General features: G+C 65.7%; 2 protein-coding genes. Both read right to left on the bottom strand.

What is annotated here, in order from left to right; genetic code table 11:
* Positions 1–189: 189 nt before the first annotated feature.
* Positions 190–1,302: a hypothetical protein gene (locus ACFWAD_RS29790; protein WP_378550417.1), complete on the bottom strand. Its 1,113-nt coding sequence runs from the start codon at positions 1,300–1,302 to the stop codon at positions 190–192.
* Positions 1,299–1,862 (bottom strand): hypothetical protein, encoded by a 564-nt coding sequence (locus ACFWAD_RS29785; RefSeq protein ID WP_378550414.1) that lies wholly within the window; start codon positions 1,860–1,862, stop codon positions 1,299–1,301. Before ACFWAD_RS29785 ends, ACFWAD_RS29790 begins: the two co-directional genes overlap by 4 nt.
* Between the last annotated feature and the right edge of the window lie 494 nt (positions 1,863–2,356).

Below are 2,356 nucleotides of genomic sequence, written 5' to 3'. Positions count from 1 at the left end.
GACAAAGCCATTTTTGCAGCGACTTAATGGGGCGTCAATAGTGTCCATCAATTTCGCCCATCGCCTTCCTCTCGGAACAGGGGGACGCTTGGAGTGAGGGCGTGATTATCCACGTTTACCCCGCCGCAGGCCGTCGCGTTGAGGAGGGCGAAGAGCAGGCGTCGGAATCGTGCGGCTAGCTGTGGTGTCTCAGAAGATTGGTGCCACGGAGCCGCGATCGGCGAAGTTGTGGCCCTCTTCCGGAAGGACGATGAAGACCCCGGATCCAGGAGCGTCCTCCACCGATGCTCTACGGATGCGAGCTGTCCACTCAGGGGTGGGCCACCGTGTGTCGCCGTCCCAACGGATCCCTTCGAGGTTGGTCCTAGCAGGATCCACCGTGGTTAGGTCTGCGCCAACGAAGTTACTTGCCGCATCAGTCAGGTTGTCATGAGCTTCGGTGAGGTAGCGGCCGAAGGTGGGGTCTAGGGCGAGCGCCAGGATGCGGTAGCGGTCGCGGCCAGGGTTGAGGATGCGGGAGAGACGGACTTGGGAGGAGCGGGCGCCTTCGATTTCGCGGGCAAGGTCGCGAACGAGGTTGCCGGCCCGTTCGCGGTCGAGGCCTCGGGCAGTCTCAAGGCCGCGTCCGATCTCTAGGACGAGGTTGCCGGCGCGTTCGCGGTTGAGGGCGAGACCGCCTTCGCGGTTGAGGGCACGGGTGCGGTATAGAGCGCGGTCGAGGGCGTCGGCGAGTTCGCGGGCGCGGTCGAAGGCGCGGACGAGGTCACGGGCGAGGGCGGGGACACGTTCGAGGTCTTGGGCAACCTCGAGGTCATGGGCATGCTCGCGGGCGCGGGCGAGTTCGAGATTGAGGTCGCGGACGAGTCCAACGGGGGGGATGTAGTCGCGGGCCAAGTCGGGGTCACGGGCGTGGTGTAGGGCTCGGTCGAGGGCGAGGCCGAGGTCCCGGGCGCGGTAGCGGTACTGGGCGTGGGCGGGGGTGCGGTCGAGGGCTGCGGCGGTCATCTCCAGGAATTCTGAGACTCCCAGAAGTACGCCGCGACGCCGGAGACGCTCCCGTGGAGGCATGGACTTCCATTGGGCCGTCGCGTCAACCAGCCTCTGCATCGGCAAGTCGTCCCGGGCCGGGTCGACCTGGGGAGTCTCACGAGGGCGAGGGAAGTCCGGAGCCGGAGGAGACGTAGTAGGGCTATCCGGCGCATGCAGTCGTCCGGAGGTCTTCAAGGGCGGCCGGAAACCAGGAGAACGACGTGAAATCACGGCCAGGACACGGCCCACGAAGGACTCGGCAGCAATCGTCACGCCGCACCTCCTCCGCCCGCCGGATCCTGCTGTGCGGCAACGCCTGTGTCCGGCCTTGGACTCCCTGCCGAAGGACTACCCGTTTGGGGCCCTGGCACAGCACCATTCGACTGCCCAGGGTCAGGCTGCCCGCTTTGCTGGAGAGCCTGCGCTTGTTGCTGCGCCACGTCCACTACGCCGCCCAGAGCAGCCCGACCCGCGTTCTTCACCATCAGCGGCACCAGTGTGGTGACCTGTTGGACAGCAGACAGCGCGCCCAGCCCGATGAGAAAGGCCACCAGCGGATTGGTGCTCTGCGGATACGTGGCTGCCACGACTCCAGTCAGGGCTCCGCTGACGAGCAGCCGCAGCACCCCGGCAACCCAATACGCCTTCCAGCCGGGTGCGGGCAGGTGCTCCTCCTGGGGCCGCACGTTAGCTCTGCGCTGGGGTGGATCGATGGTGTCTGACTGAACGTTCCACGGCATCTGACGGTGCCACTTGATGGCCTTGATGACGTCGACGGCCTCCAGAGAGGCGCCTCCGACCGCTCCCACCACCGCCGCCGTGAACCAATCCATGGTGCGAGGCTAGAGGGAATCGTGCGGCAGCGAAGTAGTCCTGCGTAAACAACGTGCTGAGAGACCACAGCTAGCCGGGTCGGACGCGGCGCCGCACTATTTCCTGGAAGGGGCTGTCGCGTGGGCTGTCACGCCGGAGTACGGGTCGGGGGTTCAGGGGTGTTTATGCAGGTCAGAGCCTGCGTGACAGGCTCCTGGCCGTCGGCGTGACAGCCAGCGTGACAGGGCCGCGTGACAGGTGCTGTTGATGTGCGTTTCGAGGTGCGCTTGTCCGGTGTCAACGACCCCAGTCATCGTCTCAAGGAAGCGAGGCGACTGACCTCCCGTCTCATTTGACACAGTCGCCCCAGGTCGGGGGCTGCTCGACTCGCATTCCAGCCAACGGCCACTGGATGTGGCGAATGCCCTGTTGGGCGTGCGCGGTGTGGGCCAGGATCAGACTCATGGATCCTGCTGTGACGGCCGCTCTCATTGCCGCCCCTGTAGCTATCACC

This window comes from Rhodococcus sp. NPDC059969, from assembly GCF_042738325.1.
Lineage (GTDB): Bacteria > Actinomycetota > Actinomycetes > Mycobacteriales > Mycobacteriaceae > Rhodococcus_F.
Note: the sequence above shows the minus strand (reverse complement) of the source record. Positions and strands in the feature narration are given on the sequence as shown.

Excerpts from the sequence above, each read along its gene's own strand:
- ACFWAD_RS29785 (WP_378550414.1), bottom strand. The coding sequence starts at position 1,862 with ATGGATTGGTTCACGGCGGCGGTGGTGGGAGCGGTCGGAGGCGCCTCT.